The following is a 26,136-nucleotide window of genomic DNA, read 5'->3' on the forward strand; positions in this document are numbered from 1 at the left end:
GGGCATCAACAACAAGATCAAGGTCATCAAGCGCATGGCCTACGGCTTCCGCGACGACCACTACTTCTTCCTCAAAATCCGCGCAGCGTTCCCCGGAATTGGGTGAAGAACCTAAAAATTGCTCAACCCGGCCGCCGCAGCGCCGCCATCGCAGGCATCAGGGCGTGACCGGCGCCGCGCGTAGCAGGCCATCCGGCACCACCAGTCCTTTCGCACGCACCGCGGCGCTGGCGGCCTGGGTGCGCTCCCAGAACTGCAGGTACACCTCGGCGGAGTTGTACAGGTCACGCATCTGTTCGGGCGTGCCTTCGAGGCGCAGTTCCTCGACGAAGTCCGCGGCCATGCCGTAGTGCGCGTTGCCGTCGATGTCCTCGTGCCAGTGGCGGCCGTTGCCGTCGGCGTCGAAGGCGCCCGGCTGGTCGAAGACCACGCCGGCGACCGAGCGGAACTCCGGCAGCGCGTCGAACACCGGCCCGTCGAACAGCGTGAACGGATAGCGCAGCGCCTTGCCGTCGGCGATCGTCGCGCGCGGCGCCATCTGCGGCGACATGCCGTTGGTGTCGGAGCCGAAACCGAAGCCGAACTCGTAGGGAGCACCGGCCTCGTGCCACAGCGGCTTGATCGTGCGCCACAGGCTCGTGTAGTCCGCGGTGCTGTTGAGGCTGGGATAGACGATGCCGCCGCCGGCGAAGATGCGCCGCGCCTGCCGCCACGACAGCCCGCTCCAGGCGTGTCCCGACACCAGGGGATAGTTCGGCGTCTGCGCGGCCGCCAGATCGAGCAACTGGTCCTTGAGTGCGAAAGCCAGGTGGTCGATCTCGAAGATGAAGCCCAGCTCCATGATCTTGCCGTAGGTGTACAGGCCGATCGGCGTCAGCAGGCGGGCATTGCACTGCGGCGCGGCCGGATAGCAGGCGGTCGCGCCGCCTGGCCGGCCGCCCTGGCCCAGATACGGGCACAGCGGCGGCGGCGGGCCGAGATTGGTCATCACCGCGCCCACCGGGAACACGAAGCCGCCGCCGGCTTCGTCGGACTCCGCGGCCGGGCAGTCGTAGGTGGACCAGAACTCGCCGGTCGCGGCGCCGCTGGCTTCGAGGTGCGAGATCGCCTCCAGCTGCGCCGGCACGTCGAACTGCGCCATCGCCGCCAGCCGGTCGGCGCTGCCCAGGCCACCGGAGTTTTCCCGGGTGCCGAGGTTGAGGACCAGTCCGTCGAAGATGTCGCTGCCGCCGAAGGCATTGTCGAACTCGTGCACGGTGAACAGCCCACTGACACCCAGATCCTTGAGGCGCTGCAGCTGCGTGAGGATCTCGTTGCCCGCACCGGTCTCGGTCATCGCGCAGCCGTAGAGCTGGCCGCCGCCCGCCGGATCGCCGGTCTCCTCGAAGGCCTCCTGCGTGCTCAGCGGATTGAAGGTCACGCTGCAGTCGAGCAGATTCGAGACCTCGATGCCGAGCAGCACCGCGACCTTGCCCTGACCGATCACGCTGCGCGCCTGCGCCGGCGTCGTGACGATGCGGTACCAGCCGGCGCCGCGGCCGCCGTACTGCGCGTCGATGTAATCCTGCAGCGCATAGGCCGTGGCGATCTGCCGCCCGGCGTTGACCATCTCGTTGCAGTTGCGCAGTGGCGTGCCGGCGGCGTTGCGCTGGATCTCGCACAGCGTCTCGTTGTCCACCGCGTAGTTGAGGACCAGGCGCAGCCCGGCCTTCCAGGCGCGCTCCATCCATTTCCAGTACACCGCCTCGTGGGTGGTCGCGGTGCGCGACGGCCAGTCCGGGAAGTACGGCCAGCCGCGCGTGTCGTGGCCGTCGAAGTCGCCGGTGAACAGGCTGCCGATCAGATCGCGCATGCCGTTCGGGCCGTGCTGCGCGGCGCAGTCGGCGAGCGCGTGCGTGACACCGTACTTGTGGAAGGTCCAGCCCGGCTTGGCGCCGCCGAGGAAACTCGTCGAAGTGGCGTGCAGGTGGGAGTCGGCGAAGCCGAGCACGCGCCCGTCGCCGCGCGTGCCGCTGAAGGTCGAGCCGCGCACGTCGTCCTGCGCTTCAGGAAACGCCGCACAGCGCTGCAGCGGCAGCGGCGCGAACGAGACGTCAGCGGCTGCCGCGGCCTGCGCGTCGGTGGTCAACCGCTCGCCCGCGTCGAGGGCCAGATAGGACTGATCACCCTGCGCGCGCAGCGTGAAGACTGCATCGAGGTGGCCGGGATCGACGAAGGCGCGGTAGGCGGCGACCGCGGCCGCGTCCGGATCGACGTCCACGGCCGGCGCCGCCGGATACACGGTGGCGTCGCCGCGCCCGACCACCGTCCATTCGGCCGCGGGCTCGGCATCGGCCAGCGCCAGCGACGTGACCGGCGCCGCGGCGGCGAGCAGCCGCGCATCGTGCCCGTAGAGCAGATAGGTGCCGAGCGCGGACGGCTTCAGGAAGAAGGCTTCGGCATCGTCGGGGCGTGCCGCGGTCGCGGCGTAGGTGTCGCCGCTGCGCGCCACATAACGGCCGCCGGGACCGACGCGCAGCGCCCAGCACTGGTTGGCGAAGGCATAGCGCGTGGTCGGCGTGATCCCCGCGCCGTCGCGGTCGCGGTTGCGATCGCGATCCGCACAGGCCGCGAGCGCGCAGGCCGCGGCGACCACGACGAGCAGGTGACGCATGGCGACGCTCCGGATGGGTCGGCGGCCCGGCCGGATGGCGGACCGCAGTCAACAGTGTACGCAGGTGGCCGTTGCTGCGGCTCGGCGGGCGCCGCGCGGCCGACAATGATCCGGGTCAAGGCGGCACGCGGGGCGATCGCCAGAATCGGGCCGCGGACCTGCTCTGCGCTGCCCCGACATGGAATCACCGCTCACTCCCTACCAACTGATCGGCGGCGACGCCGGCGTGCGCGCGCTTGCCGACGCCTTCTACGACGCGATGGACCGTCTGCCGGAAGCGGCGACGATCCGCGCGATGCACCAGGACGATCTCGGGCCGATGAAGCTCAAGCTCTACGAGTTCCTGTCCGGCTGGTTCGGCGGACCGCGGCTGTACTTCGAGAAGTACGGCAGCGTCTGCATGCACGGACCGCACAGCCCCTACGCGATCGGTCCGGCGGAACGCGACCAGTGGCTGCTGTGCATGAAGCACGCGCTCGACGATGTCGGCGCCAGCGAGGCGCTGCGCGCGCTGCTGCGCGTGCCGATGTACCGCTTCGCCGACGCGCTGCGCAATCGCGAGACCGCCGCGACCGGCTGAACGCGCGGCGGCGCCGCGGATCAGTCCGGCGCCTTCGACGCGTCGAACGCGCCGACGTTCGTCGCGAAGGTCCAGTGATAGCCGTCCGGGTCCTTGAAGATGGCGGTGCGGTCGCCCCAGAACTGGTCCGCCGGCCCCTGCAGCATGGCCGCGCCGGCGTCCTGCGCGCGCTCGGCGTGTGCATCGACGTCCGGGACATAGACGTAGAGCGACAGGCTGTCCGGTGCGCCGCTGACGGCCGGCGCCTGCATCTGATCGGACATGCCCTGGGGCGCGAACATGATGCAGGCATCGCCCAGGCGCATGCCGGCATGTGTGACGCGGCCGTCGGCGTCGCGCATCACCATGCCCTCGACCTCGAAGCCGAAGGCGTCGCGGTAGAACTCCAGGCTCAGCGAGGCATCGCGCACGGTCAGGTACGGCGCCAGCGCCGGCCAGTCGCGTCCCTGCGGACGGCCGTCCTTCTTCTTCGCCGGACGGGCCTTGGCGGCGGCCCTGGCGGCCCTGGCGGACCTGGCGGACCTGGCGGCCTTGATGGACTTGGCGGGCCTCCGGGCTGCGGCGGCCTTCTTCGCCACCTTCTTCGGCATCGCCTTGGCCCTGGCGCTCGGTTTCTTCGGCGCCGCTGATTTTGCCTTCACCTTCTTCGCCTTTCTGACTGCCATGCCCGATCTCCTCGTCCGAGACCGGCCGGAGCATAGCGCGGCCTGCCTGGACGAACTACCGCAGCCCGGCGTCGCGCCGGCGTAAGCTGGCGACCGGTTCCTCCAGACAACTGCACATGCCTTCCTTCGACATCGTCTCCAAGGTGGACAAGCACGAGCTCAGCAATGCGGTCGATCAGGCGCGCCGCGAACTCGGCAACCGTTTCGATTTCCGCGGCGTCGATGCCGCCTTCGAGCTCGACGATTCGGTGATCACGCTCAGTGCGCCCAACGATTTCCAGCTCAAGCAGATGCAGGACATCCTGCATCCGCGCCTGGCCGCGCGCGGCATCGACCTGCGCTGCCTCGACGCCGCCGAGCCGGAAATCAACCTGTCGCGCGCCCGGCAGAAGATCACCGTCAAGCAGGGCATCGAGCAGGCGGTCGCGAAGAAGATCATCACGAAGATCAAGGAGTCCAAGCTCAAGGTCGAGGCGCAGATCCACGGCGACAAGCTCAAAGTCTCCGGCAAGAAGCGCGACGACCTGCAGGCGGCGATCGCGCTGCTGCGCAAGGCGGATGTCGAAGTGCCGCTGCAGTTCGAGAACTTCCGCGACTGACCGGCGATGCGCCAGCCGAGCTTCTTCATCTCGCATGGCGGCGGTCCCTGCTTCTTCATGGACTGGGATCCGCCGGACACCTGGACGCGGCTGGGCGATTCGCTGCGCGCGCTGCCGCGGCAGCTGCCCGCGCGGCCGCGCGCGGTGCTGGTGATCTCCGCGCACTGGGAAGCGCCGGCCTTCACGGTGACGACGCAGTCGCGGCCGCCGCTGCTGTTCGACTACTACGGCTTTCCCGAGCACACCTACCGGCTCACGTATCCGGCGCCCGGCGATCCGGCGCTGGCGCAGCGGATCATCGAACGGCTGGACGCTGCCGGCCTGCCGGCGCACGGTGACGCGACGCGCGGCTACGACCACGGCCTGTTCGTGCCGTTCAAGCTGATCTTTCCCGACGCCGACGTGCCGATGGTGCAGCTGTCGCTGCGTGCCGGACTCGATCCCGCCGCGCACCTGGCCTGCGGCCGCGCGCTCGCGGCCCTGCGCGACGAGGGTGTGCTGATCGTCGGCAGCGGCTACAGCTATCACAACCTGCGCGTGTTCGGACCCGCCGCGCACGACGCCGCGACACGCTTCGACGCCTGGCTGCAGGACAGTCTGTGCGCGCATGCGGGCACGGAACGGGAAACACGCCTCCTGCACTGGGAAACCGCGCCGGCCGCGCGTCAGGCGCATCCGCGCGAAGAACACCTGCTGCCGCTGATGGTCGCCGCCGCCGCGGCCGGCGACGAGCCGGGCCGCTGCGTCTTCAGCGAGCCGGTGATGGGCGTGCTGACCTCGGCGTTCCGTTTCGGCACCTGATCTCAGGGCGTGAACGGTGCTGCGGAATAGCAGCTCGGGATCGCGCGCTCCTCGTAATCCGGCGCGCCGGCCACGCCGAGCGGCTGGCCTGCGAGCTGCCAGTCCGGATCGATCGGGATGCCGAGATGGAACAGCGCGGTGGCCGCGATATCGACCAGCTTCGCACCGCGCGTATCGGCGGGCGGCAGGCCGTTGTTCTCTGCCGGCGGCAGGTCGGCCAGGCGCGTGACCGGCGTACCGGGCAGCGGCCGCGCCGCGGGGCCGGCGACGATCAGGAACGTGCGGCGGTCCTGCGCGACATCGAAGCCGTGCTGGTTGAACACCAGCCCGCCGCCGCCGTGGTCCGGCGACACCAGGATCAGCCAGTTCTCCAGCGCGTAGCGCGGACGCGCACGCAGGGCGGCGAGGATGTCGCCGATGTAGCCGTCGATGCGCTCGATCTCGGCCAGGTACTCGGCGTTGAGTCCCCGCAGCAGGCAGTTGCCATCCACGGCACCGGACGGCTTCGGGCAGAAACCGCCGGGCGGCGACGACGGCGCGGTGCCGTGACCGGCGTGGTCGATGTCGTCGAACTGCACGAACACGGCATCCGGGTCACCGTCGCGCAGCAGATCGACGACCGCGTCGCGCACGCCCGCATCGCTGTCGCGCGTGATCACCGCGTCCACGCCGCCGCAGTCGTCGGCGCGCTCGTCGGCGCAGAGGATCTCGTCGTTGATCGGCGCCCAGTGCACCACCGATGCAGTGCGCAGGGCCGGCCGTGCCTGCTCGGCGCGCGCGAGGAAATGCGGGTAGGCGTCGAAGTTCGAATTGGCCCAGCTGACGTCGTTGTCCACCACCTTGTGCCGGTCGCACCAAACGCCGCTGAGCATCGACGCCCAGCCCGGTCCGGACAGCGAGACATCGCCGGCGATCGCGTCGAGATCGGTGAAGCCTTCGGCACGCAGCGCGTCGAGGTGCGGCGCCTGCGCCAGCTCGATGCCTTCGCTGCGCGTGCCGTCGAGCCCCAGGATCAGCACGCGCCCGCTCGCGGGCGCAGCCGGCCCCGCATGGTCGGCGCCGCAGGCCACGAGTGCCAGCGCCAGCAGCAGGCCCGCGCCGCGCAAGGCGTTCAGCCTCCGAGCAGCTTCTTGAGCTCGCCGGATGCCAGCAGCTTTTCCAGATCGTCGGCACCGCCGATCAGCTGGCGCTTGACGAAGACCATCGGGAAGGTCGGCCAGCCGGTCCACATCTTCAGCGCGTTGCGCCGCCGCCAGTTGTTGAAGTAGCTGCCGTATTCGAGGTAGTGATGCTGCAGTCCGGCGGCGTCGAGCAGCTTGCGCGCACGTTTGGGATTCGGGTTCTGTGCCATGCCGACGACGACGATGTCGTGCTGATCGACCGCCTTGGCGACCTCCTCGACGATGTCGCGGTGATGACGGGCGATCACGTCGCGGATCGAGGGATGGATGCGGGCTTCGTCGAGTATCTGGCGTGGCATGGAGGTCCCCGGACTGGAATTCTGGTGCGGCAGTATCGGCCGCACCCCCGCGCCGCGCAACGCGCGCTTGCCGTCGCGCGCCCGAAGCGCGGCCTCGGGATGCCGGCCTGCCGTCCGGCGTCTCGTTTGCCCCGTTCAGGCGCGGGCCAGCCGCGCCGGCGCCCAATGTCCCTGTTCAATGACGGCCGGAGTCTGGCCGGCACGGAGGTCCGCGATGGCGGGGCGCACGACGACATCTCAACAGTTCCGCATCGGCGACATCCCCGATGCGGCGGCCGCCCGTGCGCAGCAGTACGCGATCCGCGAAAACTACACGCGCCTGATCGCCCGCTTCTCGCCCGCCGCCGAGCGCGACAGCGAGGAAGCGCGCTTCGCCCATCGCCGCTACGCCAAGATCATGGTCATGGACAGCGGTCATCACCTGCGCGCGGCACTGAGCCTGCTGCACGCCGGCCAGCCGCTGACCGCGGCGGAAGTCGCCGCGATCGTCGTCGGCGCCGAACGCGGACAGGTCGATCCTGCCGAAGTGCGAACCCTGCTCGCGCATCCCGAGCGTCTGCCGGCGCCGGACACCGCCACCGAGATCCGCGCCTATCTGCTGGAATCGGGCAATCGCGATCTCGCCGGCTGAAGGTCGGCCTAGGCGCGCGCGGCGTTGGCCGCGATCAGCTCGGCCCAGCGCGGCATCAAGCCCGGTGCGAGGTCGTGACCCATGCCCGGGATCAGCTCCAGCTTCGCGTGACGGATCAGCTGCGCACTGCGCTGGCCGCAGGCCGGCCGCAGCAGCGGATCGGCGAGGCCGTGCACGATCTGTGTCGGCGCGGTGATCGCCGGCAGCAGCTCCTCGAAACTGCCCGTGGCGAGGATCGCGTGGGTCTGACGCAGCACGCCGCGCGGACGAAAGGCGCGGTCATAGGCGCGGCCGGCGAGCTGGCGGCGGTAATCCACCGGCGTCGGAAAACCCGGACTGCCAACGCGGCGCAGCATCGCCAGCGAGCGGCGGATCACCTGCTCGCGCGTGCGCGGGCGCGGTCCGATTCCGGCCATCTGCCAGAGCACGTCGAGGCGCGCCGCGGGCAAGCGCGGATGATTGGTGCTCGACATGATCGACGTCAGGCTGCGCACGCGCCGCGGAAACCGGCCTGCGACGATCTGCGCGATCATGCCACCCATCGAAGCGCCGGCGAGGTGCACGCGGCCGATGCCGAGCGCGTCGAGCAGACCGACCGCATCCTCGGCCATGTCGTGGAGCGCGTAGTTCGCGGACAGCGGCAGACCCCAGCGTGCGCGCAGCCAGTCGCGCGGCAGATGGATCGGCCGTCCCCGATCGGATTCCGCCGACAATCCGGCGTCGCGGTTGTCGAAGCGGATGACCCGGAAGCCCCGTTCGACCAGGGCCTCGCACAGCGCATCCGGCCAGTGGATCAGCTGGCCGCCGAGTCCCATCACCAGCAGCAGGGGTTCGCCCTGCTCCGGCCCGCAAATCTCATAACTCAGGTGCAGGCCATTGACGCAGGCGCTGCCGGCGGACCAGCACAGTTTCATTGCCGAACGATGGCGTTTGCATGACCGTTTCGTGAACGCCTGCAACGCTATCAGGAAGTTTTTCGACATGTCACCGCAAGGCCGGCACCGGCGACGGACGGTGGCAGCCGGCGAGATGAAACGCCGCGCTCAGCGGTCCGCGACCGGTCGGCGCGCGAAATACAGCGCGGCGTAGATGCGCGGCTCGATCAGCCGCCCGGCGGCGTGCTGATTCTGCAGCCAGCAATCGATCTCGCGCAGCGGCACGACATGCACGCGGATATTCTCGCCGTCCACACCGCCGCCGGCGTGGACGCGCTGCAACCCGCGCACGCGCACCAGGTGCAGCATCTCCGAGGTCAGGCCGGCGGCGACGGGACCGGACATCAGCGGATCGACCTCGCGCCCGCGGAAACCGGTCTCCTCCTCGAGTTCGCGCAGCGCCGACTCGAACACCGTCTCGCTGCGGAAGTCGTGCTCGTCGCCGATCATGCCGGCCGGCAGTTCGATGCAGTGCGCACGCAGCGGCACGCGGTACTGCTCGACCAGCACGATCTCGTCGTCGTCGGTGACCGCGAGCACGAAGACCGCGCCGACGCTGTTGGTGCGTGAAACGAACTCCCAGCGGCCGTCGCGTTGAAGTTCGAGGAACCGGCCGCGGTACAAGGATTCAACGTCGTTCATTTTCCTGGCCAGTGTTCGCAGGTGGTGCGTGCGCGCTCGCTCAGCGCCAGCAGCGGCCGCAGCGCCGCCGCAACCGCCGGTGCATTCTGCGCGAACGCATACGGCGGATGGACGACCAGCAGGCCGCAGGCATGCATCTGGCCCTCACTGGGCGCGCCGGTATCGATCTGCAGATTCAGCGCCTCGTGCGTGAGACCGCTGCGCAGGCGGCGCAGCCAGCGTTCGGTCTGGTAGCGGTTCTTGTACGGATACCACAGCGCATAGACGCCGTTGCCGAAACGCTTGAGCGCCGATGCCAGAAAGTCCGCCGCGGCATCGAACTCGTCCGGACGCTCGAACGGCGGATCGACGAACACCAGCCCGCGTCGCTCCTTCGGCGGCAACAGCGATGCGCTCTCGTAGCCGTCGCGCACATGCACCGCCGCGCGCGCATCGCCGGCCAGCAGCGCGCGCAACTCGGCAGCGACCGCGGTGACCTTCTCGCAGACGATCACGCGGTCCTGCGGCCGCGCCAGCATCAGCGCGAACAGCGGCGAACCCGGATAGTGGCGGATGGCACCGCCGTCGTTGGCACGGCGCACGAGCTGCAGATATGGCTGCAGCGGCGGCGGCGCGGTTGCCGCATCGCCGACGCGGACGATACCGTCGCGCGCCTCGCCCGTGCGCTGCGCACCGGCATCGTCGAGCGGGTAGAGACCGGCGCCGCCATGGGTTTCGACATAGCACCACGGGGCATCCTTGGCGTTGAGCGCGCTGAGCAGCTCGACCAGCAGGGCGTGCTTGAAGACGTCGGCGAAGTTGCCGGCGTGATAGCGGTGTTGGTAATGCACGCGGGGATTATCCGCATTGCGATGCGCGTAAAAAAAGACCGCGACAGACGCATCCCCAAGGGGAGGCCGCTGTCGCGGTCAAGATTTGTCCGGCCTAAGGGAGGGAAAGTGACCGGACGTTCGCTTTTTACACCAGATCGCCAATTTTTTCGATACCTCGCCGGCGTATCCGTGGACAGCGCCCGCCGACGATGACCTCGTTGGCGAGCAAAGCCCCGCGCCTGCGGAGCCCTGCCAGCCGCCGAACGACGCGATCAGTGCGCGTGCGCCGCGCCCGCGCCGCGCGGTACGCGGATGTGCTCGACCATGTCCTGCACCGACTTCGGTGGCGCCTGGGTCAGCGCGGCAACCGTCACCGCGACGACGAAGTTGACCACCATGCCGACCGCGCCGAAGCCCTCTGGCGAGATGCCGAGGAACCACTGATCGACGCCGGCGCCGGCGTTGATGAACTTGAAATAGACGATGTAGGCGGCGGTGATCGAGATTCCGGTGACCATGCCGGCGATGGCGCCTTCCTTGTTCATGCGCTTGGAGAAGATGCCGAGGATGATCGCCGGGAAGAACGACGCTGCGGCGAGGCCGAAGGCGAAGGCGACCACCTGGGCGACGAAGCCGGGCGGATTGATGCCCAGGTAGCCGGCGACGCAGACCGCCGCGGCCGCACCGATGCGCGCGAACAGCAGCTCCTGTTTCTCGGTGATGCGCGGCATCAGCGTCTTCTTCAACAGGTCGTGCGAGATCGACGTCGAGATCACCAGCAGCAGGCCGGCCGCGGTGGACAGCGCCGCCGCCAGGCCACCGGCCGCGACCAGCGCGATGACCCAGTTCGGTAGTTTCGCGATCTCCGGGTTGGCCAGCACCATGATGTCGCGGTCGATGGTCATCTCGTTGCGGTCCTTGGCCGCGACGTACTGCATGGTGCCGTCACCGTTCTTGTCCTCCCACTTGATCAGTCCGGTCTTCTCCCAGTTCTTGACCCAGGCTGGCGCTTCGGCGTACGGCTTGTCGGCGACCGTTTCGATCAGGTTGGTGCGGGCGAACGCGGCGATCGCCGGCGCCGTCGTGTACAGGATGGCGATGAACAGCAGCGCCCAGCCGGCCGACTTGCGCGCGTCCTTGACGCGCGGCACGGTGAAGAAGCGCACGATCACGTGCGGCAGGCCCGCCGTGCCGACCATCAGCGCCAGCGTGATGCAGAACACGTCGATGGTCGGCTTGACGCCGCTGGTGTAGGCGGTGAAGCCGAGCTGGGTCACGAGGCCATCGAGCTTGTCGATCAGGTGGCTGCCGTCGGCCAGCGTCGAGCCGAAGCCCAGCTGCGGGATCGGATTGCCGGTCAGCATCAGCGAGATGAAGATCGCCGGCACCATGTACGCGAAGATCAGCACGCAGTACTGCGCGACCTGCGTGTAGGTGATGCCCTTCATGCCGCCGAGCACGGCATAGAAGAACACGATCGCCATGCCGATGATCACGCCGGTGGTGATGTCCACCTCGAGGAAGCGCGAGAACACGATGCCGACGCCGCGCATCTGCCCGGCGACGTAGGTGAACGACACGAAGATCGCGCACACCACCGCGACCAGGCGCGCCGTCTGCGAGTAGTAGCGGTCGCCGACGAAGTCCGGCACGGTGAACTTGCCGAACTTGCGCAGGTACGGCGCCAGCAGCAGGGCCAGCAGCACGTAGCCGCCGGTCCAGCCCATCAGATAGACACCGCCGTCGCGGCCCATGAAGGCGATCAGGCCGGCCATCGAGATGAACGACGCGGCGCTCATCCAGTCGGCCGCGGTCGCCATGCCGTTGACCACCGGCGGCACGCCGCCGCCGGCGACGTAGTACTCCGAGGTCGAGCCGGCGCGCGACCAGATGGCAATGCCGATGTAGAGCGCGAAGCTGGCGCCGACCAGCAGGTAAGTCCAGGTCATGACATCCATGGTGATCTCCTAGTCCTCGTGGACGTCGTGTTCGCGGTCGAGCCGGTTCATCTTCCAGACGTAGAAGAAGATCAGGCCGACGAAGACGTAGATCGAGCCCTGCTGCGCGAACCAGAACCCGAGCTTGAAGCCGAACAGCCGGAACTGGTCGAGCCAGTCGGCCAGCAGGATGCCGGCGCCGTAGGACACCGCGAACCACACTGCCAGAAGCCAGAGCACCAACCGGACGTTGGCCTTCCAGTAGGCTTCGGCGCTTGACGACTGCTTGTCAGCCATGACCGCTCCTCCGATGCACGCACAAATGCGTCGATGGGCAATCTAGCGCCGGCACCACCGGCTGACAGCCCGACTTTGGTCTAAGCAGGCATGCAGCGATGCTGCGACTTTGGTCGCATGGGAGTCACTCGCACCGATCAGTGACGGACGCCCAGGACCCTCAGCCGCCGCACCCGGTCACCAACCTGCCAGTCGATCACCTGTCCGATCGACAGTCCGATCAGCGCGGCGCCGATCGGGCTGACCACGGACACGCGCTGCGCCGCCGGATCGGCATCCGCCGGCAGCACCAGCCGCACCGTGCGGATGCTGCCGGTCTCGACGTCCTGGTAGGTGACGCTCGCACCGATCGTGACGACGTCGGCCGGCATCAGACCGGATGGCACGACCTCGGCGCGTTCGACCTCTTCGAGCAGCCGCTCCGCCACCTCGGGGGCATCGCGCATCGCCAGCCGCGCGAATCCACGCAGCCGTTCGTAGTACGCCACATCGATCAGCAACGGCGGAGTCAGCCCGGCATGGCCGGACATCGGGGAATTCATCTTCATTGCAAAGCTCCGCGGCCCGAGCTCAGGGCCTGCTTCAAGTCATCAGGGGGAACACTCGACCGCCGTCAGGCCAGGCACCGGGCCTGGAACGGACGGCAATCGTGAATGCGCTTCTGGAAGCGACCCCGGAACCTGAGGCGGCAAGCCGCCCGCAGTGGGCTCCGGGGCTCAGGAGCCTGCGATGATGGAACCCGCGTGATGCTGCGAGCGAGGAAAGGGGCGCAGGAGAAGCATGGGCCGATGGTGGTCGGGTCGGTGCGCATTGTCAACGCGACGGCGCCTTTCGGTGCCCGCGATCCGGACCAACGGTTCAGAAGGCCAGACCATATTCCACCGCGATCAGCTTGCGCAGGTCCTTGGCCTCGTCGAAGCAGGCCAGCAGCAGGCGGTGGTCGAAACCGCTGAGGCTGTCGGCGGGCAGCCGGTTGTCGAGCGGCCGGCCGCGGCGGTGGCAGTCGAGCTGGCGGCGCAGGCGGAAGCGCTGCAGCGTGTGGAAGGCCTCGATCCACGATTCCGCGCGGCGCTGTTCCTCCGGCGTCTGCGGCCAGGCGCGCAGGCGCGCCGCGGTGCCGGTGTCGGCCACACCGCGCGCCAGTGCGAGGATGCGCGCGGCGTCGGTGAACAGACCGGCACCCTGCACCTTGACGTCGAAGGCGGCGCCGGCCTCGGCATGCACGCGGAACTTCAGCCGCCCGCGCCAGTCGAGCGGCGGATTCGAGGCCAGCGCGTTCTCGGTCATCTGGCGCAGGAACAGCGGTCGCGGCGCGATGTACTCGGACAGCCAGTCGCGCAGATCGGCGGCCATGCGCAGCTCACCCCACAGGCCGCGGAAGTCGAAGAAGATCGCGCCATGCAGCAGCGCCTGCGGGTCGCCGGTGTCGATCCAGCCGGCGAAGCGCTCGCGCCACTCCTCGGCGCTCAGGCACCAGCGCGGATTGCGCGCCATGATGTCGCCGCGGCACAGCGGGAAGCCGCAGCGGTCGAGGACCCGGTTGACCTCATCGGCGAAGGCGAGCAGGCGCGGACGCGCCGTCGCCGCGTCGTCGGCCTCGAAGATCAGCGCGTTGTCCTGGTCGGTGTGCACCGTCTGTTCGCGCCGCCCTTCGCTGCCGAGCGCGAGCCAGGCCAGGCGGATGCCGCCGAGGTCGTGGCGCTGCCGCGCGAGGTCGAGGATGCGGATGGTCAGCGCGTCGTTGAGATCGGCGATCGTGCGCGTCAGCCGCGCCGCGGACTCGGCAGCTTCGAGCAGCTCGAAGGCGAGCTCGCGCAGCTCGCCGCTCAGACCGACGAGCGACTCGATGCCGGCGCAGGATTCGAGGCGATCGAGAAGCTGCGCGACGCGTGCATCGCGGCTGGCGACGAGCAGGCCGTGCGTGCTCATCAGTACTTCAGCCTCGCGAACTCGGTGCGCCGGCTCGCTTCGAGCGCAGCGGACAGCGTGTGGATGCCGCGCGCCGCCAGCAGCGGCAGCAGGCGCAGGAACACTTCCGCGGTCAGGATCGCGTCGCCCAGCGCCGTGTGTCGGCCGAGCACGGAGATGCCCAGGCGCTCGGCGATCGCTTCCAGCCGGTGCGCGTCGCGCTGCGGATAGACCAGCTGCGACAGCAGCAGCGTGTCGAGTACCGGCAGGTCGAAGCGAACACCAGCCGCCTGCCCCTGCAGCTCGAAGAAGCGCAGGTCGAAGGCGGCGTTGTGCCCGAGCAGCACGGTGTCCTCACAGTAGCGGCGGAAGAGCGGCAGCGCCTCTTCCGGCGGCGGCTGGCCGGCGAGCATCGCCGCGTCGATGCCGTGCACACGCTGCGCCGCGGGGTCGATGCGCCGCTCCGTGGCCACCAGGGTCTCGAACACCTCGCGCGACAGGATGCGGTTCTCGACGATGCGGATGCCGCCGATGGCGATGATGCGATCGCCGCCGGCCGGATCGAGGCCGGTGGTTTCGGTGTCGAAGGCGGTGTAGATCAGGCGCGACAGCGGCGGCTCGCCGCCGGCCACCTCGACCCCAGCGGGCGCGTACTCCACACGCACCGCCTCGACGACCTCGTGTCCGGCCGGCGTCTCGGCACGCGCCAGCAGCACGCACAGCACCGCCTCGTCGCCGTCGAGCTGCTGCCACAACTCGCCGCCGTGGCCGCGCACGATCAGCGCCGGCGACAGCGGCAGGCGCTCCGCGTGTGCGGCCAGCGGCGCCTGTTCCCAGCGCCGCCAGGACTCGCCGTCGAGCAGCCGCGCCGGCCGCCAGCGCAGCTCCAGGCGCGCATGCCGCTCCTGCTCGCGCAGCGCCAGCGTCAGGCGGTCCGGCGCGAGCTGCGCGGCGAAATCGCGCAGCAGGGCCGACAGCGAGAAACTCTCGACCGCCACCCACAACGGCGGCGACTCGGCCGGCACCACGGTTGCGACCGTTCCGGCGTCGCGCAGCGCCGACTGCAGCAGCACCAGCAGGGTGTCCGCGGCGATGTCTTCCAGCGGCCAGCGTTCCACGCCGGCGTCGGCCGAACCGATCACGTCGATCAGCCGCAGCGACTCCTGTTCGAGGATCTCGACGAAGCGCGCGCGCTCGGCGTCCGCCATCGACGGAAAGTCGCGCAGCATCTCCACTGCCGCGCGCAGGTTGGCGAGCGGACGGCGGCTGTCGCCGGTCTCCGCCACTGCCGGCGTGGCCGCCTCGACCGCGCGCAGATGAACGAAGAAGCCGTTGAGGCTGCGCCCGGACAGCGGCGTGAAGCGCGCGTGCAGCAGCGCGCCGTTGCGCGTGGGCAACAGCGCGGCAGAGGCCGGGCGCGCGTCGCCGCGCGCGACGGCGAGATCCATACGTTCGAGGCCGTGGACGACCGCGCTGCGCCGGAACAGCGCGAACACCGTGCGCCCGAGGCCGAGGAACGCATCCGGCGCGACGCTGCGCACCAGTTCCGCGGCGCGCGGCGTGTACAGCAGCACACGCCCTTCACGCGAACAGGCCAGCACCGCGGCCGGGACATCGGCGAGCACGGCGCTGAGCAGGTCGCGTTCCTCGGCCAGCCGCTGTGTCGTCAGCTCGATCTCGGCCTGCTGTTCGCGCCGGCGCCGCGCGTGCTGCTCGGCGAGCCGGTTCACCGCGGCCGCCAACTCCACGGGCACGCCCTGTTCGGCGCTCACCCGCAGGTCCGGCCGGCTGCCGGCGAGCAGGTCGAGATCGTGCGCCAGGCGCGGCACGAAGCCGAGCAAGCGCGTGAACGACGGCCACGCCGCCGCCATGGCGGCGGCGAGACCCAGCAACATCGCGAGCACGATCAGGATTCCTCGCTGCATTACCCAGTCGCGCAGCTGCGGTCGCAACTCAACCGGCCATATCGCAACGAGCAGCAGTGCAGCCACGACGAGCGCGGTGGCGGCAGCGAACAGCGCCACGGCGAGCGTGGTCAAGCGAAGGTCATTGCGGCTCACGAAGCGCCCCCCTCACCCTGCCCTTCCCCTCCGCGCTGCGGGGGGAGAGGGAAAAGGGAAACTCCCCTCCCTCTCTGGGGGAGGGGCTGGGGGAGAGGGCAGCGCAGCCGACGGTTCACACCGTACCCAGTCCCAGCAACGCGCGGATGCGCGCCGACAGCTCGCGCGTCGAGAACGGCTTGACGATGTAATCGTCGGCACCGAGCGCACGCCCGCGTGCGATCTCCGCTTCGCGCCCCTTCGCGGTCAGCAGCACGATGCGGGTGCCCGCGAAGCGCGCGTCGGCGCGCAGCTGCTGGCAGACGTCGTAGCCGCTGACACCCGGCATCATCACGTCGAGCAGGATCAGGTCGGGCACCGTCGCCTGCGCCTGGCGCAGCGCCTCGGCACCATCGCGCGCCACACTCACGTCGCAGCCGAGCCGGCGCAGCAGGAATTCGAGCGAGACGACGATGTTCTCCTCGTCGTCGGCGATCAGCACACGCTTGGTCGTCATGCACCCGTCTCCAGCGACACGGTGAAGCGGAAGGTCGCACCGCCGCCCGGACGGCTCTCGACCCAGATGCGCCCGCCGAGGCGTTCGACGATGTGCCGGCTGATCGGCAGGCCCAGACCGGTGCCCTGCGGCTTGCCGGTCAGCGGGCCGCCGCTCTGGCGGCCACCCTGACGAAATTTCTCGAAGATCAAGGCTTGGTCCTCCTCGGCGATGCCGGGTCCATTGTCGCGCACGCTGATGCAGGCGTCGCGCGCGTCGGCGGTCACCGAGACCTGCACGCGGCCCAGGCCGCGCGGCGCGAACTTGACCGCGTTGCCGAGCAGGTTGAGCAGCACCTGCTGCAGGCGATCGCGGTCGGCACGGACGCGGATGCGGGCGTCGATCGGTTCGAGATCGAGCGCGATGCCGGCCTCGACGTAGAGCTGCGCGGTGGCATTGGCCGCGTCGCGGACCACCTCCGCCAGCGCGACCGGCTCCAGCCGCCATTCGCCGCCGCCCTGCTCCAGCTTGGCGAAGTCGAGCACCTCGTTGATCAGCCGGGTCAGGCGCTCGGTTTCGCGCGTGATGATGCCCAGGTAGCGCTGGCGCTCGGCCGCGTCGAGGTCGGGATTGTCGGTGAGGATCTCCGAGAACGCGCGGATCGAGGTCAGCGGCGTGCGCAGCTCGTGGGTGACCGTGGAAATGAAGTCGTCCTTGAGACGGTCGAGCTCGCGCAGGCGCTGGTTGGCCTGACGCAGCTCCTCGGTGCGCGCCGCCAGCTCGCGGCTGTAGTGCATCACCTGCGAGGTCTCGTCGAGGATGTGCATGACGTCCTCGACGCCCAGCGGCGCCTCGCGCGCGATCGACGCGACGAGGACGCGCGCCGACGCACTGCCGATCGCGCCGGCCAGCGCCGACTCGACGTGCTGCAGCAGGCCGGGATCGTTGTCGTCCACCGTGCCGCCGCGGCGCCGGCGGTAATCCTGCAGCACCGCCTCGCCACGCTCAGCGCCGAGGATGCGGTCGAGCAGCGCGCGCAGTTCGGGCAACGCGACGCCGCCGCGCCACAGCGCCACCGCGGGCTCGCCGGCGCCACGCCGCAGCGCGTCCACGAACAGCGCCGCCTGCGCCGACTCCTGCGCGTCGGCGCGCGTCGCCAGCGAGACGAAAACGTAGGCGGCCGTATTCAGCAGCAAGCTCCAGAACACGCCGTGAGCGATGCCGGACAACTGGTCGAGCCCGAACAGCGCCTGCGGACGCAGCAGGCCGATGCCGAGCGGACCTTCGCTGAGCCATTGAGCCGGCAGCCACCCTGTCGCCGCCGCCGACGGCACCAGCAGCGTCCACGCCCAGATCAGCGTCCCGAGCGCCAGGCCTGCGTAGGCGCCGGCGCGCGTGCCCGCCCGCCAGTACAGACCGCCAAGGAAGGCCGGCCCCAGCTGCGCGACGGCGGCGAACGAAATCAGCCCGATCGACACGAGGCTGCGCGCCTCTCCGGCGACGCGGAAGTACAGGTAGCCGAGCAGCACCACGATCAGGATCGCCGCGCGGCGGATGCGCAGCAGCCAGCGGCCCAGGTCCGCGGTCGGCGCACGGTGCAGCAGGCCCGGCAGCACGAGGTCGTTGGAGATCATCGTCGCCAGCGCAGTGGTCTCGACGATGATCATGCCGGTCGCTGCCGAGGTGCCGCCGATGAACACGAGCAGCGCCAGCCAGGAAGCGCCGGCCTGCATCGGCAGCGCCAGCACGTAGTTGTCGGCAGGGACCGCGTCGCCCAGCAGCAGCACGCCGGCACAGGCCAGCGGCAACACGAACAGGTTGATCAGCAGCAGGTATAGAGGGAACAGCCAGCTCGCGCGCGCGAGCTGGGATTCGTCGATGTTCTCGACCACCGCGACCTGGAACTGGCGCGGCAGCAGCGTGATCGCCGCCATCGACAGCAGGATCAGGAGACTCCAGTCGAACCAGCCGCCGACGGATGCTTCGAAGGACCACAGGCGCTGCAGACGCGCATCCTGCGCCGCCTGCGCGAACAGTGCGGCGGCGCCGTCAAACAGGGCATAGACGACGAACAGTCCGGCGGCGAGGAAGGCGCAGAGTTTGACCACGGACTCGAACGCGATCGCTGCGACCAGCCCCTCGTGGCGCTCGGTCGCGTCGAGATGGCGCGTGCCGAAGATCATCGTGAACACGGCCATCACCAGCGCGATCACCAGTGCGGTGTCGCCGAACAGGCCGCCGTGCGCCTCCGCCCTGCCGGTCGTCAGCAACGTGAAACTGGCCGCGACCGCCTTGAGCTGCAGTGCGAGGTAGGGCAACACGCCGACGACACAGATCAGCGCCACCAGCGCGGCCAGACCCCGGCGCTTGCCGTAGCGCGAGGCGATGAAGTCGGCGATCGTCGTGATGCGCTCGCGCTTGGCGATACGCAGGCACTTGACCAGCAGGACCGGCCACAGCAGCGCCATCAGTGCCGGACCGAGATAGGTCGGCAGGAAGGCGATGCCCTGCGTCGCCGCGAGGCCGACGCTGCCGAAGAAGGTCCACGAGGTGCAGTACACCGCCAGCGACAGCGCATAGACCGTCGGTGAGGCGATCAGGCTGCGGCCCCGGGCCGCGCGGCGGTCGACCACCAGCGCGATCACGAACAGCAGGCCCAGATAGAGCAGCGAAACGCCGAGAACCTGCGCAGCAGGCAGCGTGGTCAGCGTCGCAGCCACAGTGTCAGACCGATCAGCGCCGCCCAAACGGCGAACAGGTAGATCAGCAGCGCGGGCGCCCCCAACGGACCGCTGGCGCCGTCGACGACCGACAGCAATGGATAGTTGAACAGGCCGAAGCCGACCAGACCCAGCACGGCCAGGCTCAGGCTGCGTCGCGACGGCTGCTGCATGCCCGCTCCGTTCTGCGGGCTGCGCGCCCGCCGCCCAACCATCGCCGATCGCGGCCGGGGCGTCCATTCGCCAATGGTCGAAGGACGCGGTTTGCGATGAAGAAAGATGAAGCGTTAAATCCGATCCGCACAGGATGTCTCGGGACGCAAGCTGCAGTGCCGGGCACGCAGCCGGTCACGCACCTGATCCAGCAACCGGGGGGAGACTGTTTTGTGCCGTCCATTGCGCCATAACCCGGCAGACCCGATGGCAGTCCATTGTCAATCCGTGGGCTGCAAGACAGGCCCCGTCTTATTGGACACTTTGATCGGGTTATCAGACACGTCGTTTAACCTGATCAAGCGTTGGGCGTCACAGGAGATTTAGCACATGGGTTTTATCAACAAGCTGCTGGGCTACCCCCGTAACCTCCCCCGTCAGGCGGAACCCCGAGGAGCCGGCTGCTGATACAGCTCCATGCTGCGGCGGTCTGCGCCTTACACTGCGGCAGCGAGCCGGCGCAGGCGCACGGTGCCGGCATGGAGGATCCGCACGCATGCTTCCGCAGTGGCTGCTGTTCCTGCTGTCGGCCGCCTATGTCGGCCTGCTATTCGCGCTCGCCTGGTGGGGTGACCGCAATGCCGCGCGTACTTCGGAAGGCCGGCCCCGGCCGCTGACTTACAGCCTCGCGCTGGCGGTGTACTGCACCTCGTGGACCTTCTACGGCGCCGTCGGCCGCGCGGCGGAGAGCGGCTGGGACTATCTGCCGATCTACCTCGGGCCGATGCTGGTGTTCCTGTTCGGCGCGCCGCTGCTGGAACGGCTGCTGCAGCTGTGCCGGCGCCACAACATCACCTCGCTGGCCGACTTCATCGGCGCACGCTACGGCCGCCGCCAGCTGCTCGCGGCGCTGGTCACGGTCATCGCCGTGATCGGCATCCTGCCGTACCTGGCGCTGCAGCTGAAGGCGGTCGCCGTGTCGATGGACGTGCTGATCGCGCCGGACTCGCGCTCGGCGGGCTGGTTCAGCGACGGCGCGCTGGTGACGGCGTTTCTGCTCGCGGTGTTCGCGATCCTGTTCGGCACGCGCCAGGTGTCGTCGCGCGAGAACCATCACGGCCTGGTGCTGGCCGTCGCCTTCGAGTCCGTGGTCAAGCTGGTCGCGTTTCTAGCGGTCGGCCTGTACGCCACCTACAGCGTCTTCGGCGGCGCCGGCGACGCGATCACCGCCGCACTGAGTCAGCCCAGAGTCGCGGCGGCGATGGCGCGTCCGGACTGGATGGCCGGGTTCCTCGCGCAGACCGTGCTGGCGATGGCGGCGATCCTGTGCCTGCCGCGCCAGTTCCACATCATGGTCGTCGAGAACAGCGATCCGGGCGACCTGCGCACCGCGCGCTGGGTCTTTCCCGGCTATCTGGCCCTGATCTCGCTGTTCGTGCTGCCGATCGCCGGCGCCGGCGCGCTGCTGCTCGGCAGCGGCGTCGCGCCCGACACCTATGTGCTGAACCTGCCACTGCAGCGCGGCGACGGCGGACTCGCGCTGCTGGCCTACATCGGCGGCTTCTCCGCGGCGACCAGCATGGTGATCGTCTCCACCATCGCGCTATCGACGATGCTCAGCAACGAGCTGGTGATGCCACTGCTGCTGCGCTGGCAGCCGCTGGGCCTGGCGCGCGGCAGCGACCTGTCCGGGCTGATCAAGACAGTGCGCCGCGTCGCCATCGTCGCGCTGCTGATCCTCGCCTATCTCTACACGCGCTTCTTCGCCGCCGGCGGCACGCTGACCTCGATCGGCCTGCTGTCGTTCGCCGCGGTGCTGCAGTTTGCGCCGGCGCTGCTCGGCGGCCTGTACTGGAAGCGCGGCACGCATCAGGGCGTGCTCGCGGGACTGGTCGTCGGCTTTGCGATGTGGGGCTACACCCTGATGCTGCCGACGCTGCTCGGCAGTGAAGCACCGCTGGTGCGGGATGGGCCGCTGGGCCTGTCGTGGCTGCGTCCGCAGGGGCTGCTGGGCATCGACTGGCTCGACGCCGTCACGCACGGCACGGTGTGGAGCCTCGCCTGCAATCTGCTCGGCTATGTGCTCGGCTCGCGCTGGTTCGTCGCCGGGTTACGCGACCACCTGCACGCGGTGCGCTTCATCGGCGAGGCCGAGCCCGATGCGCGACCGCGCGAGATCGCCACCGGCAACGCCACCGTCGGCGATCTGCGTGCCCTGCTGGAACGCTTCTTCGGCGCGCCGCGCGCGGCTCAGCATCTGCACGACTACGGCGCGCGCATCGGCGTCGTGCTGCACGACCGCGACCGCGCCACACCCGAGCTGGTGCGTGCGAGCGAGCGCTCGCTGGCCGGCGCGCTCGGCGCCTCGTCGGCGCGCGTGGTCATGGCCGCGATGCTGCGCGGCCGCGACATGCAGGTCGAGGACGTCATCCAGCTGCTCGACGAGACCTCGCACGCGCTGCAGTTCTCGCGCGAGCTGCTGCAGGCGACGCTGGAACATCTGCCGCAGGGTGTCAGCGTGGTCGATCACGAGCTGCGCCTGGTCGCGTGGAACCGACGCTACGTGCAGCTGTTCGGCTACCCGGACGAGCTGATCGTGCAGGGGCGACCGATCGAGGATCTGATCCGTCACAACGCCGGGCAGGGCCTGATCGGCGGCCGGACCGGCGTCGCGCCGGCGCAGGACGTCGAGGCGCTGGTCGCGCGCCGCCTCGAGCACATGCGCGCCGGCCGCGCGCACGAGCACGAGCGCGCGATGCCCGATGGCACGGTGATCCAGATCCGCGGCAACCCGATGCCCGGCGGCGGCTTCGTCACCAGCTACACCGACGTGACCGAATACAAGCGCCAGCAGGCGCACCTGCAGGAACTGGCCGACACGCTGGAGCAGCGCGTGCGCGAGCGCACCGAGGAACTGTCGCGGCTGGCCGGCGAGCTGGCGACGGCCAAGGCCAGCGCCGACCGCGCCAATGCGGCGAAGACGCGCTTCCTCGCCGCCGCCTCGCACGACCTGGTGCAGCCGATCAGCGCCGCACGCCTGTTCCTCGCCGCAGTCGATCGCGAACGCGCGGCGCCGGAGCTGCGCACGCTGGTGCACAACGTCGAAGGCGCACTGGCCGCCGCGGAGCGCCTGCTGTCGGCCCTGCTCGACATCTCGCGCCTGGACGCCGGTGCGCTGCCGGTGCGCCGCGAGCACCTGCGCCTGTCCGCGGTGCTCGCGCCACTGGCAGCCGAGTTCTCGGTGCTGGCGAAGGAACGCGGCCTGGAACTGCGTGCACGCAGCTGCGCGGCCGTGGTGTTCACCGATCCGGGCCTGCTGCGCCGCATCCTGCAGAATTTTCTGTCCAACGCGCTGCGCTACACGCCTTCCGGCCGCGTGCTGCTCGGCTGCCGCCGCACGCGCGGTGGCGTGCGCATCGAGGTCTGGGACACCGGGCCGGGCATCCCGGCGTCGCGCCAGCAGGAGATCTTCGAGGAGTTCCGACGCCTGCGCAGCCACGACACGCGCGGCGAAAGCGGGCTGGGCTTGGGCCTGGCGATCGCCGAGCGCACCGCGCGCCTGCTCGGCCACGACATCGGCATGCGCTCGACCGAGGGACGCGGCAGCCTGTTCTGGGTGCGCGTGCCGCTGGGCAATCCCGCCGCGCTGAGCGTCCCCGGCGAGCCGCCGGCACGCAGCGCACCGGCCTTCGACCAGCCGCGGGTGCTGTGCATCGAGAACGAGGCCGCGGTGCTCGCCGGCATGAAGGCGCTGCTCGAAAGCTGGGGCTGCCGCGTCGTCGCCTGCGCCAGCCTCGCCGAGGCCGAGGCGCACTGGCGCGGCGGCGCGCGTGCACCGGATCTCGCGCTGGTCGATTACCACCTCGACGACGGCGTCTCCGGCATCGATGCGCTCGATACCCTTCGCCGGACCTGGCAACGCGAAGTGCCCGGCATCGTCGTCACCGCCGACCACACGCCGCAGGCGCGTCAGGCCGCGATCGACCGCGGCTACGCCTTCCTGCCCAAGCCGGTCGCCATCGCCAAGCTGCGCGCGCTGGTCAACCGCATCCTCGGCGAGCGCGTCGCGGAATCGGCGTAGCGCGCTACTCCTCGTCCTCGCCCGGTTCGGCCGGCGGCACGTCCAGCGAGGGGTTCTCGGCCTGCAGCAGGCGCTGCGCCAGCAGCGCCGCCTGCGTGCGGCGGATCAGGCCGAGCTTGCGCAGGATCGCGGTGACGTGCGCCTTGACCGTCGCCTCCATCACGTCGAGTTCGAAGGCGATCTGCTTGTTGAGGCGGCCGTCGGCCAGCATCATGAAGACCTTGAACTGCTGCGGCGTCAGGCTGGCGATGCGCTGCGCCAGCTCGCGTTCCTGCGCATCCGCCGCCGGCGCAGCGGCGAGCTGCGGCGGTGCCCACACGCCGCCGTCGATGACGTGGCGCAGCGCACGCGTCAGCTCGTCGAACGACGCCGACTTGGCGATGTAGCCGGATGCGCCGAAGTCCAGCGCGCGCTGCATGATCGCCGGCTCCTCGTGTCCGGAGACGACCACGACCGGCAGCTCCGGGTGTTCGTTGCGCAGATACAGCAGCGACGAGAAGCCCTGCGTGCCGGGCATGTGCAGGTCGAGCAGCACGAGGTCCGCGGCCGGATGCTCGAGCACCGCCTGCTGAAGCGACGCGAAGGCATCGACCTCGACTACCCGTGCATCCGGCAGGATCCGGCGCAGCGCCTGCACCAGCGCACCGCGGAACAGCGGATGATCATCGGCGACGATGAGGGTCTGCGCGGACATGCCCCGAGTCTAGCGCAGACCCTCTTGGCGTCTTACTTCGACTCCGCCTTGCGCGTCCCGATCAGGTGATCGACCACGCCCGGATCGGCCAGTGTCGAGGTATCGCCGAGCGCATCGAACTCGTTGGCGGCGATCTTGCGCAGGATGCGGCGCATGATCTTGCCGGAGCGCGTCTTCGGCAGGCTCGGCGCCCACTGGATCACGTCGGGGGCAGCGATCGGACCGATCTCCTTGCGCACGTGCGCGACCAGTTCCTTACGCAGCGCCTCCCTGGGCTCGACGCCGAGCTTGAGGGTGACGTAGGCGAAGATGCCCTGGCCCTTGATCTCGTGCGGACAGCCGACGACGGCAGCCTCGGCGACCGCCGGATGCAGCACCAGCGCCGACTCGACCTCGGCGGTGCCCAGGCGGTGACCGGAGACGTTGATGACGTCATCGACGCGGCCGGTGATCCAGTAGTCCCCGTCGGCATCGCGGCGCGCACCGTCGCCGGTGAAGTACATGTTGTCGTAGGTCGAGAAGTAGGTCTGCTCGAAACGCTTGTGGTCGCCGTACACCGTGCGCATCTGTCCCGGCCAGGAATCGAGGAGCACGAGGTTGCCCTCGCAGGCGCCTTCGAGGATCTTGCCGCTGGCATCGACGATCGCAGGCTGCACGCCGAAGAAGGGCTTGGTCGCGGAACCGGGCTTGAGGGGCGTGGCGCCCGGCAGCGGCGTGATCAGCGCGCCGCCGGTCTCGGTCTGCCACCAGGTATCGACGATCGGGCAGCGCGAATCACCGACGACGCGGTAGTACCACTCCCAGGCTTCCGGATTGATCGGCTCGCCGACGGTGCCGAGCAGGCGCAGGCTCGCGCGGCGGGTGCGCTTCACCGGTGCCTCTCCCTCGCGCATCAGCGCGCGGATCGCCGTCGGCGCGGTGTAGATGATGTTGACCTGGTGCTTGTCCACGACCTGCCAGAAGCGCGACGAATCCGGATAGTTCGGCACGCCCTCGAACATCAGTGTCGTCGCGCCGTTGGCCAGCGGACCATAGACGACGTAGCTGTGGCCGGTGACCCAGCCGACGTCGGCGGTGCACCAGTAGATGTCACCGTCGTGGTAGTCGAAGACGTACTTGTGCGTCATCGACGCATAGAGCAGATAGCCCGCCGAGGTATGCATGACCCCCTTCGGTTTGCCGGTCGAGCCCGAGGTGTAGAGGATGAACAGCGGGTCCTCCGCATTCATCTCCTCCGGTTCGCAGCGCGCCGGCTGGGCGTTGATCTGGTCGTGGTACCAGACATCGCGGCTGGTGTTCCAGTCGATCCAGCCGCCAGTGCGCTTGACGACGACGACCTGCTTGACGGTCTCGGTGCCCGGGCGCGTCAGTGCCTCATCGACGTTGGCCTTGAGCGGCACCTTGCGTCCACCGCGCAGGCCCTCGTCGGCGGTGATGACCAGTTTGGATTTGCAGTCCTCGATGCGGCCGGCGATGGCATCTGGCGAGAAGCCGCCGAACACCACCGAGTGCATCGCGCCGATGCGCGCGCAGGCCAGCATCGCCACCGCCGCTTCCGGAATCATCGGCAGGTAGATGGTCACGCGGTCGCCGCGCTTGATGCCCAGCGCGCGCAGCGCATTGGCGAGCTTGCACACCTCGCCGTGCAGTTCGCGGTAGCTCACGCGGCGCGACTCCTTGGGATCGTCGCCTTCCCAGAGGATCGCGGTCTGGTCGCCGCGCGTCGCCAGATGCCGGTCGAGACAGTTCGCCGACACATTGAGCGCGCCGTCCTCGAACCACTTGATCGACACCGCGTCGCGCGCGAAGGAGGTGTTCTTGACCTTGGTGAACGGACGGATCCACTGCAAGGTCTGGCCCTGCTCGCGCCAGAAGTCCTCGCTGTCCTCGATCGAGCGGCGGTACATGCGCTCGTAGCCTTCGGCATCGATCCAGGCGCGGCGCGCCCAGTCGGCGGGGACCGGATAGACCTTGACTTCGCTCATCTGTTCGACTCCATCGCAGGACCTCGTG

Annotated in this window: 23 protein-coding genes; 6 read left to right on the forward strand and 17 right to left on the reverse strand. The window is 69.5% G+C overall.

From position 1 onward, the window contains the following. The coding region (locus tag AAG565_RS03035; protein ID WP_348818138.1) for a transposase at positions 1–106 on the forward strand (106 nt) is incomplete at its 5' end. Positions 107–157: 51 nt separating this feature from the next. Here the strand turns inward: AAG565_RS03035 and AAG565_RS03040 are convergent. Continuing rightward, entirely contained in the window at positions 158–2,653 is a 2,496-nt protein-coding gene (locus tag AAG565_RS03040; RefSeq protein WP_348818075.1) for a hypothetical protein, read from the reverse strand. A gap of 178 nt (positions 2,654–2,831) precedes the next feature. Between AAG565_RS03040 and AAG565_RS03045 the strand changes: the two genes are divergently transcribed. Further along, on the forward strand, positions 2,832–3,233 hold the full coding sequence (locus tag AAG565_RS03045) for a group II truncated hemoglobin (RefSeq protein ID WP_348818076.1): 402 nt from the start codon (positions 2,832–2,834) through the stop codon (positions 3,231–3,233). A gap of 20 nt (positions 3,234–3,253) precedes the next feature. Here the strand turns inward: AAG565_RS03045 and AAG565_RS03050 are convergent, their stop codons facing one another. Further along, complete coding sequence (locus AAG565_RS03050) at positions 3,254–3,898, reverse strand: VOC family protein (RefSeq protein WP_348818077.1); 645 nt, start codon at positions 3,896–3,898, stop codon at positions 3,254–3,256. 116 nt (positions 3,899–4,014) lie between these two features. Here AAG565_RS03050 and AAG565_RS03055 point away from each other — a divergent pair, with 116 nt between their 5' ends. Both AAG565_RS03055 and AAG565_RS03060 read left to right on the forward strand, forming a co-directional pair. After that, on the forward strand, positions 4,015–4,497 hold the full coding sequence (locus AAG565_RS03055) for a YajQ family cyclic di-GMP-binding protein (RefSeq protein WP_348818078.1): 483 nt from the start codon (positions 4,015–4,017) through the stop codon (positions 4,495–4,497). Between the two features lie 6 nt (positions 4,498–4,503). Then, complete coding sequence (locus AAG565_RS03060; protein WP_348818079.1) at positions 4,504–5,298, forward strand: class III extradiol ring-cleavage dioxygenase; 795 nt, start codon at positions 4,504–4,506, stop codon at positions 5,296–5,298. A gap of 2 nt (positions 5,299–5,300) precedes the next feature. Here the strand turns inward: AAG565_RS03060 and AAG565_RS03065 are convergent, their stop codons facing one another. Both AAG565_RS03065 and AAG565_RS03070 read right to left on the reverse strand, forming a co-directional pair. Then, entirely contained in the window at positions 5,301–6,404 is a 1,104-nt protein-coding gene (locus AAG565_RS03065; protein WP_348818080.1) for an alkaline phosphatase family protein, read from the reverse strand. Between the two features lie 5 nt (positions 6,405–6,409). Then, a complete protein-coding gene (locus AAG565_RS03070) occupies positions 6,410–6,778 on the reverse strand; it encodes a glutaredoxin domain-containing protein (RefSeq protein ID WP_348818081.1) in 369 nt (122 codons plus the stop codon). Positions 6,779–6,992: 214 nt separating this feature from the next. Here AAG565_RS03070 and AAG565_RS03075 point away from each other — a divergent pair, with 214 nt between their 5' ends. Then, positions 6,993–7,409, forward strand: a complete 417-nt coding sequence (locus AAG565_RS03075; protein WP_348818082.1) for a hypothetical protein — start codon at positions 6,993–6,995, stop codon at positions 7,407–7,409. Positions 7,410–7,417: 8 nt separating this feature from the next. Here AAG565_RS03075 and AAG565_RS03080 read toward each other — a convergent pair whose 3' ends face one another. The 11 genes from AAG565_RS03080 to AAG565_RS03130 form a co-directional block, all read right to left on the reverse strand. Further along, positions 7,418–8,323, reverse strand: a complete 906-nt coding sequence (locus AAG565_RS03080) for an alpha/beta hydrolase (RefSeq protein WP_348818083.1) — start codon at positions 8,321–8,323, stop codon at positions 7,418–7,420. Positions 8,324–8,452: 129 nt separating this feature from the next. Next, entirely contained in the window at positions 8,453–8,986 is a 534-nt protein-coding gene (locus AAG565_RS03085; RefSeq protein ID WP_348818084.1) for an NUDIX hydrolase, read from the reverse strand. After that, positions 8,983–9,816, reverse strand: a complete 834-nt coding sequence (gene rlmJ, locus AAG565_RS03090) for a 23S rRNA (adenine(2030)-N(6))-methyltransferase RlmJ (protein ID WP_348818085.1) — start codon at positions 9,814–9,816, stop codon at positions 8,983–8,985. The genes AAG565_RS03085 and rlmJ overlap by 4 nt, the downstream gene beginning before the upstream one ends. Positions 9,817–10,070: 254 nt before the next feature. Next, on the reverse strand, positions 10,071–11,756 hold the full coding sequence (locus AAG565_RS03095; RefSeq protein ID WP_348818086.1) for a sodium:solute symporter family protein: 1,686 nt from the start codon (positions 11,754–11,756) through the stop codon (positions 10,071–10,073). Between the two features lie 9 nt (positions 11,757–11,765). Beyond that, complete coding sequence (locus AAG565_RS03100) at positions 11,766–12,032, reverse strand: DUF4212 domain-containing protein (protein WP_348818087.1); 267 nt, start codon at positions 12,030–12,032, stop codon at positions 11,766–11,768. Between the two features lie 137 nt (positions 12,033–12,169). Then, on the reverse strand, positions 12,170–12,580 hold the full coding sequence (gene rnk / locus AAG565_RS03105; RefSeq protein ID WP_348818088.1) for a nucleoside diphosphate kinase regulator: 411 nt from the start codon (positions 12,578–12,580) through the stop codon (positions 12,170–12,172). A gap of 310 nt (positions 12,581–12,890) precedes the next feature. Next, positions 12,891–13,961, reverse strand: coding sequence for a DUF294 nucleotidyltransferase-like domain-containing protein (locus AAG565_RS03110; protein ID WP_348818089.1), 1,071 nt, complete (start codon positions 13,959–13,961; stop codon positions 12,891–12,893). After that, positions 13,961–15,979, reverse strand: a complete 2,019-nt coding sequence (locus tag AAG565_RS03115; RefSeq protein ID WP_348818090.1) for an exonuclease domain-containing protein — start codon at positions 15,977–15,979, stop codon at positions 13,961–13,963. The genes AAG565_RS03110 and AAG565_RS03115 overlap by 1 nt, the downstream gene beginning before the upstream one ends. 136 nt (positions 15,980–16,115) lie before the next feature. Beyond that, complete coding sequence (locus tag AAG565_RS03120; RefSeq protein ID WP_348818091.1) at positions 16,116–16,496, reverse strand: response regulator; 381 nt, start codon at positions 16,494–16,496, stop codon at positions 16,116–16,118. Then, the gene (locus tag AAG565_RS03125) at positions 16,493–19,195 is read right to left on the reverse strand and encodes a sensor histidine kinase (RefSeq protein WP_348818092.1); all 2,703 of its coding nucleotides are present in this window, start codon (positions 19,193–19,195) and stop codon (positions 16,493–16,495) included. Before AAG565_RS03125 ends, AAG565_RS03120 begins: the two co-directional genes overlap by 4 nt. Continuing rightward, positions 19,180–19,368 carry a hypothetical protein gene (locus AAG565_RS03130; RefSeq protein ID WP_348818093.1) on the reverse strand — a complete coding sequence of 63 codons (189 nt, stop codon included), beginning with the start codon at positions 19,366–19,368 and terminating at the stop codon, positions 19,180–19,182. The genes AAG565_RS03125 and AAG565_RS03130 overlap by 16 nt, the downstream gene beginning before the upstream one ends. 536 nt (positions 19,369–19,904) lie before the next feature. Between AAG565_RS03130 and AAG565_RS03135 the strand changes: the two genes are divergently transcribed. After that, the gene (locus AAG565_RS03135) at positions 19,905–23,429 is read left to right on the forward strand and encodes a PAS domain-containing hybrid sensor histidine kinase/response regulator (protein WP_348818094.1); all 3,525 of its coding nucleotides are present in this window, start codon (positions 19,905–19,907) and stop codon (positions 23,427–23,429) included. Positions 23,430–23,433: 4 nt separating this feature from the next. On the opposite strand, the gene AAG565_RS03140 is transcribed toward AAG565_RS03135, so the two are convergent. Next, positions 23,434–24,123, reverse strand: a complete 690-nt coding sequence (locus AAG565_RS03140) for a response regulator transcription factor (RefSeq protein ID WP_348818095.1) — start codon at positions 24,121–24,123, stop codon at positions 23,434–23,436. Positions 24,124–24,155: 32 nt separating this feature from the next. Next, positions 24,156–26,108 (reverse strand): acetate--CoA ligase, encoded by a 1,953-nt coding sequence (gene acs, locus AAG565_RS03145; protein WP_348818096.1) that lies wholly within the window; start codon positions 26,106–26,108, stop codon positions 24,156–24,158. Between the last annotated feature and the right edge of the window lie 28 nt (positions 26,109–26,136).

It is taken from the genome of Fontimonas sp. SYSU GA230001 (genome assembly GCF_040066175.1).
Classification (GTDB): domain Bacteria; phylum Pseudomonadota; class Gammaproteobacteria; order Nevskiales; family Nevskiaceae; genus Solimonas.

Bases quoted from the DNA above. Each gene is read 5' to 3' on its own strand.
- AAG565_RS03040 (WP_348818075.1), bottom strand. From the start codon at position 2,653: ATGCGTCACCTGCTCGTCGTGGTCGCCGCGGCCTGCGCGCTCGCGGCC.
- AAG565_RS03045 (WP_348818076.1), top strand. From the start codon at position 2,832: ATGGAATCACCGCTCACTCCCTACCAACTGATCGGCGGCGACGCCGGC.
- AAG565_RS03050 (WP_348818077.1), bottom strand. From the start codon at position 3,898: ATGGCAGTCAGAAAGGCGAAGAAGGTGAAGGCAAAATCAGCGGCGCCG.
- AAG565_RS03055 (WP_348818078.1), top strand. From the start codon at position 4,015: ATGCCTTCCTTCGACATCGTCTCCAAGGTGGACAAGCACGAGCTCAGC.
- AAG565_RS03060 (WP_348818079.1), top strand. From the start codon at position 4,504: ATGCGCCAGCCGAGCTTCTTCATCTCGCATGGCGGCGGTCCCTGCTTC.
- AAG565_RS03070 (WP_348818081.1), bottom strand. From the start codon at position 6,778: ATGCCACGCCAGATACTCGACGAAGCCCGCATCCATCCCTCGATCCGC.
- AAG565_RS03075 (WP_348818082.1), top strand. From the start codon at position 6,993: ATGGCGGGGCGCACGACGACATCTCAACAGTTCCGCATCGGCGACATC.
- AAG565_RS03080 (WP_348818083.1), bottom strand. From the start codon at position 8,323: ATGAAACTGTGCTGGTCCGCCGGCAGCGCCTGCGTCAATGGCCTGCAC.
- AAG565_RS03085 (WP_348818084.1), bottom strand. From the start codon at position 8,986: ATGAACGACGTTGAATCCTTGTACCGCGGCCGGTTCCTCGAACTTCAA.
- AAG565_RS03095 (WP_348818086.1), bottom strand. From the start codon at position 11,756: ATGGATGTCATGACCTGGACTTACCTGCTGGTCGGCGCCAGCTTCGCG.
- AAG565_RS03100 (WP_348818087.1), bottom strand. From the start codon at position 12,032: ATGGCTGACAAGCAGTCGTCAAGCGCCGAAGCCTACTGGAAGGCCAAC.
- rnk (WP_348818088.1), bottom strand. From the start codon at position 12,580: ATGAAGATGAATTCCCCGATGTCCGGCCATGCCGGGCTGACTCCGCCG.
- AAG565_RS03110 (WP_348818089.1), bottom strand. From the start codon at position 13,961: ATGAGCACGCACGGCCTGCTCGTCGCCAGCCGCGATGCACGCGTCGCG.
- AAG565_RS03120 (WP_348818091.1), bottom strand. From the start codon at position 16,496: ATGACGACCAAGCGTGTGCTGATCGCCGACGACGAGGAGAACATCGTC.
- AAG565_RS03130 (WP_348818093.1), bottom strand. From the start codon at position 19,368: ATGCAGCAGCCGTCGCGACGCAGCCTGAGCCTGGCCGTGCTGGGTCTG.
- AAG565_RS03135 (WP_348818094.1), top strand. From the start codon at position 19,905: ATGCTTCCGCAGTGGCTGCTGTTCCTGCTGTCGGCCGCCTATGTCGGC.
- AAG565_RS03140 (WP_348818095.1), bottom strand. From the start codon at position 24,123: ATGTCCGCGCAGACCCTCATCGTCGCCGATGATCATCCGCTGTTCCGC.
- acs (WP_348818096.1), bottom strand. From the start codon at position 26,108: ATGAGCGAAGTCAAGGTCTATCCGGTCCCCGCCGACTGGGCGCGCCGC.